The 5085-nt window shown below is 60.0% G+C and carries 5 protein-coding genes and 1 pseudogene; all 6 read left to right on the plus strand.

Annotation, left to right across the window (positions count from 1 at the left end; genetic code table 11):
* The first annotated feature begins 198 nt into the window (after positions 1 to 198).
* Positions 199 to 1167, plus strand: coding sequence for a helix-turn-helix transcriptional regulator (locus ACFPOU_RS12070; RefSeq protein ID WP_379721303.1), 969 nt, complete (start codon positions 199 to 201; stop codon positions 1165 to 1167).
* Between the two features lie 75 nt (positions 1168 to 1242).
* Positions 1243 to 1740, plus strand: coding sequence for a gamma-glutamylcyclotransferase family protein (locus tag ACFPOU_RS12075; protein WP_379721306.1), 498 nt, complete (start codon positions 1243 to 1245; stop codon positions 1738 to 1740).
* Positions 1741 to 2139: 399 nt separating this feature from the next.
* Positions 2140 to 2643 (plus strand): YqiA/YcfP family alpha/beta fold hydrolase, encoded by a 504-nt coding sequence (locus ACFPOU_RS12080; RefSeq protein WP_379721311.1) that lies wholly within the window; start codon positions 2140 to 2142, stop codon positions 2641 to 2643.
* Between the two features lie 135 nt (positions 2644 to 2778).
* Positions 2779 to 3354 carry a hypothetical protein gene (locus ACFPOU_RS12085; RefSeq protein ID WP_379721314.1) on the plus strand — a complete coding sequence of 192 codons (576 nt, stop codon included), beginning with the start codon at positions 2779 to 2781 and terminating at the stop codon, positions 3352 to 3354.
* A 404-nt stretch (positions 3355 to 3758) separates the two neighbouring features.
* Positions 3759 to 4148 (plus strand): hypothetical protein, encoded by a 390-nt coding sequence (locus ACFPOU_RS12090; RefSeq protein WP_379721317.1) that lies wholly within the window; start codon positions 3759 to 3761, stop codon positions 4146 to 4148.
* Between the two features lie 428 nt (positions 4149 to 4576).
* Positions 4577 to 5014, plus strand: a pseudogene (locus ACFPOU_RS12095) (IS6 family transposase); the annotation flags it as partial.
* Between the last annotated feature and the right edge of the window lie 71 nt (positions 5015 to 5085).

Here is a 5085-nt window from a genome sequence, read left to right on the forward strand (position 1 = left end):
TTTTCTCCGCCCCCTCTACGATGTCGATGAATGAGATGACGCGACAACTATCCTGACACAGGGGGACAATGAAGCGTTACACTCCACGCGGTTACGCAAGTACGCACAACTTTCCAACAGGGTGGTTACGAGCGTCCACCCGCGCCGACCAGTACACATCCCGTGCCAACAAACTTAACTCTCCTGCGTCAGTGGACGATGCTGCGCCTGATCCCGCGCGCACCGGCGAAAATCGACGTCAAAAACTTACAGCAGCGCCTGCGTGATGCCGACTTCACCGTGACCACGCGCACGGTACAACGCGACCTGATCGACTTGTCCACGGTTTTTCCGCTGGAATCCGACGACCGCGAAAAACCGTACGGCTGGAGCTGGCAGCGGATGGCACCGAGCTTCGACCTGCCCGGCCTCTCTGTGCCCGACGCGCTGACGCTTACCTTGGTCGAGCAGCACCTGCGCAACCAATTGCCGCCGACAGCGCTCGACGCCCTGGAACCGCAGTTCCGCTCCGCTGCCCGCGTTCTCAACGAGTTGGATGAGTCGGTGACGTCAAAGGCCTGGCTCGGGAAAGTACGCACGATTGCGCCGCTGCAGCCCCTGCAGGCGCCGGCGCTCAACGCAGAAAGCCAGCGCACGGTGTACCTGGCCTTGATGAAGGATCTGCAACTGCGCCTGCGCTACAAAAAGCGCGATCTTGCGGAGGCGACCCATTATCCCGTGGTACACCCGCTGGCGATTGTCCAACGCGGTGGCATCGTCTATCTGGTTTGCACATTCGCCGATCGTGACGCCATACGCACATTGGCCTTGCACCGCGTGCACGAGGCAGAGCTGGTCCATGAGGCAGCCAGGAGACCGGACGACTTTGACGTGGACGCATTCATCGCGTCCGGCGCCTTTGGTTTCCTCACTGGTCCTCCAATCAAATTACGTGCAACCTTCCAGCGCCCGGTCGCCGAACACTTGTTCGAGACGCCGCTATCCCCCGATCAAACGCTCACACCGTGCGAAGACGGCTCGGTCCTCGTGACAGCCACGGTCGCCTCTACCCGCACGCTGGTCTATTGGCTCACCGGCTTCGGCGCCGCCGTTGAAGTGCACGGCCCGGCGAAACTGCGTAGCGAACTGAAAAAAGCCGCACTCGGCATGGCCGCAATCTACGGCTAGCACGTTGCTGCATGCGTTCTGTCCCGTGCCTGGCCGCGCGGGCAGTTCAGGAGAAATTCACGTCCGGGGCAGACTATGTTCTATTTCGCCTACGGTTCAACCATGCCGGCAAGACGTTTGAAAGCCAGAGTGCCGTCGAGCGAAACCGTCGGCGTTGCCGTATTGGATCGTCATCGACTGGCGTTTCATAAGCGGGGCTTCGACGGCTCCGCCAAATGCGACGTGATCGAAACGGGATCGCAAGAGGACCGCGTGTACGGCGTCGTATACGAGATCGGCGCCGACCAGTTACCGCAGTTGGACACGGCCGAGGGCAGGGGCTTCGGCTACGAGCGGGGAACCGTCAGCGTGACCCCAGAAGGCCGGTCTCCGATTATCGCCGAATGCCATTTCGCCACTGGCATCGGCACCGAGACCGCGCCTTACAGTTGGTACCTGCACCACGTTTTGACAGGCGCCCGGCAAGAACGCCTGCATGGTATATCGCGCGGATCACATCGGTCGCAGGCAAGCCTGATCTCGACACGGAACGAAGCGCGCGAGCTTGCGCTTTACGCCGGCGAGGACGCGTAAGGTCGGGGCAGGCTGCAAATTTTTCGCACACGTTGCATGGGCAATGTGCTTGTCTGCGAAACAGTCGCCTTTGTCGCAGCCCATACTTCGGTAAGCAAGTACTTACTACACCGGCATCGATACCGTGCCAATGACGTGTGACCGCACGCAGCGGCCGTCAGCAACGTCATGGTGCAGAGAACACCTGTGCGACCCAATATGTCGCAACCGACTGTAAACTGCTGGAATATGGCGCGCAGCACCGTGGCGGCGACCTCGTCATCCAACCGTGTAGCGGCAGTCGCACGTCCAGGCCCAAGCGCTCGTCCCGGCGTTGCACCGTGCCAGCACGAGGCAATATGGCGGCAAGAAGGGAGGAGCCTTCAGCGCTGCCCGACCACTCATCCAGGAAGAAAACCGATGCAGACAGGTGTCATTCATTTTATCCACGGTAAGGAAAGTGGACCCGGCAGCAGCAAACTCACAGCGCTGTCAAACGTCGCGCGCGACGCTGGCTGGGAGATCCATATCTTGGATTACTCGCACACGTTCGACCCGGCCAGGCGCCTCGAGCAGCTCGTGAGCGCTTGCTCGGGCGGACCTCGGCCCCTGTTACTGGTCGGTTCGAGCATGGGTGGCTGGGTAGCTGCCGAGGCCGCCCAACGGCTCGGCGCGCATGGCCTGTTCTTGATGGCGCCCGCTGTATTCACGCCCGGCTACCCTAGCCAGGATCCGCTGGTCGCTGGCGAACGCACCGAGATCGTGCACGGTTGGGATGACGAGATGATTCCCTATGAGCATGCGGTTCGCTTTGCACATTTGCGAAAGTGTACGTTGCACCTGGTACAGGGCGATCACCGGCTGACGGGGCGGCTTCCCCTGCTGTGCGAACTATTTGCTGCATTCCTCAAGAAATGCGCGTGACACGCCACGCAATATGCCCAAACGGCACCTGCATTGGCAGAAGTTGCATTGCACGGCACTAGTAACCGTCTTTCCTGGCGCCAGGGCGGTCCGTGCAATGCGGTACGCCCCTCTCAAAAAATGAACGGAGTCTTTATGCAGTTATATCGGGCTGTCCCCCGCAGCGGTTTTGATCCAGGGCGCCAACACAAGCGCCACCCTGGAGCACGACTGCCCGCGAATGTGCCGTATTTCGTTGATAATTTGTGGGAATTCACGTGTCCAAACGATAGGCCTTCGCGCCGTTACGCCGTCTACGCCAGCCCAACGCCCGAGTTGGCCCTGGCTGGCGGCTCCGGCGTCAACCGGCACGAAGAAGGATTTATTGCTTGCCGCGTGGAGTGCCTCAGACCACCGAAGACGTTCCAGTGTTCGGTCAGCGACGCACGTGGCCACCCGGATCTAACTTTCCTGCGGCAAGCGATTCAGGAGCGGTTCGCCGGACGCACGCCGCTCGCGTTCGAGACCAGACTGGCCCTTGCCCCGGTGTTCTTACCCGGCATGGCGCGTCTTGAACTGGCTAAAGCGATGAAGCAGAATGCGACCTTGCGTGATTTCGTCGACATGCTCGCCTCGACAGTTACCTTGTGGACCGATACACCGGACCTCGCCTCTGGCGAACTGTTTTTCGAAATCGAAGAGGACAACGCGTATCGCCTGCATCCGTTGTAACCGCCGCCAGCAGGCTATCGGCTAGTGGCGCCACTTCGAGGTCGCTCCTTTTCATCTTTTCACCGTATCAGGCGACACCTGGCCAAAGTGCGCCTCTTGCGTTCCCCAACCCGCAACATGTTCCATCGACTCCGGAGGTCCGACATGCAGGATGTATTCTTGCTGGGCGATTCGATTTTTGACAATGCCCCTATGTACCGAAAAACACTGAAGTGCGAGCGCAACTGCAAGCGCTCCTGGGAGACGAACACCGGGTCGTTCTCCTGGCACGTGATGGCGATGTCCTGGCGGACGTCCGGGGCCAGGTGGCGCGTCTTCGTCAAATGCGAACAGGGTCTGGCACACTCGTTGTCAGCTGCGGCGGTAACAACGTATTAGGGCTTGTCGGCTTCATGCAGTCGAGCGTGAAATCGGTACTTGAAGCAACGGCAATGCTGGCAGCCTGGCAAGCCGAGTTTCGCCATGAATACCGCCGTATGCTCGACGAGGTATTGACCATGGGCCTGCCTGTAGCGATCTCGACAATATACGATTGCGTGCCGGGACTCTCCCCAGGCTTGCGTACGGCACTGGCCGTATTCAACGACGTGATTTTGCGCGAAGCCGTGGCACGCCGGCTGCCTGTTGTGGACCTGCGGGTAGTCTGTGACGACCCCGCCGATTACGCTACCGTGTCACCGATCGAGCCTTCGCAGCAAGGCGGCGGGAAGATCGCCGGGGCCATCGCCATCCGGGTGCGTTCGCAGAACCCGACGCTGCAACGAACGGTCGTGTTTGGCTCTTCCGTGGCATGACGGTCGTGCGCGGTGCCGCAGACGCCCGCGCCAGGCCGCAACCGATATCACGCGTCTTCCGACACAGAAAACCGGCAAGTCCCCGTCGCGTCGAGAAACGCCCGGGCACTGCAGGTTGCAAAGTTCTCGTATGAATCGCACGCAGCGGACAGTCGGAGTGCCGCTGTGGTCCAGGCCACGGCTGCAGACGGCAAGCCAGGGGTAAGTGCGGACGCGCTGCGGCGGCCATCGACCTCCTGGCTCATGTGTGCAGGTTCGAATGAAGCGCCTATTTCGGCTTGCAAACGGTCGTCGCCAGCGCATTGCTGAAGGTGACCTTGGCCTGCAGTTTCCAGGCGTTCGCCGCCTCGTCGCAGTGGTTCTGTCGCGTTAGCTGAGCAGTTGCCCTGATCGGGTAAAGTGTGGCACCCAACACTTGCCGATCCGTCATGCTCAGCTTCAAAGGAATGCGTTTCCCGATTGACGTCGTCCTGGTCTGCATCCGATGGTACGTGGCCTACCCGCTCAGCTATCGGCACATCGAAGAGCTCATGGAGGAGCGGGGCGTGTTAGTCGACCATTCGACGATCAACCGTTGGGCGATTCGATTCCTGCCGTTGATTGAAACACAGTCACGAAAGCATAAGCGTCGGGTCGGCTCTAGCTGGCGAATGGACGAGACGTACGTCAAGGTCAAGGGAGTCTGGAAGTATCTCTACCGTGCAGTCGACAAGGAAGGAAAGACCGTCGATTTCCTGCTGACGGCACATCGTGACACGGCGGCCGCTAAGCGTTTTTTTGAGAAAGCCATGCGGGAGAACGGTGTGCCGGAGAAGATCGCGATGGACAAGAGCGGAGCCAACAAGGCCGCGATCGAAGAAGTCAACGACGCGATAGAGCCTGTCAGAATTTCTGTGTGGAACGGGGTCATGAAATAATGCCGAAAGGATTGTTCAAT

Origin of the sequence: Massilia jejuensis (genome assembly GCF_042656795.1) — a bacterium.
Taxonomy (GTDB): Bacteria; Pseudomonadota; Gammaproteobacteria; order Burkholderiales; family Burkholderiaceae_D; genus Telluria; species Telluria jejuensis.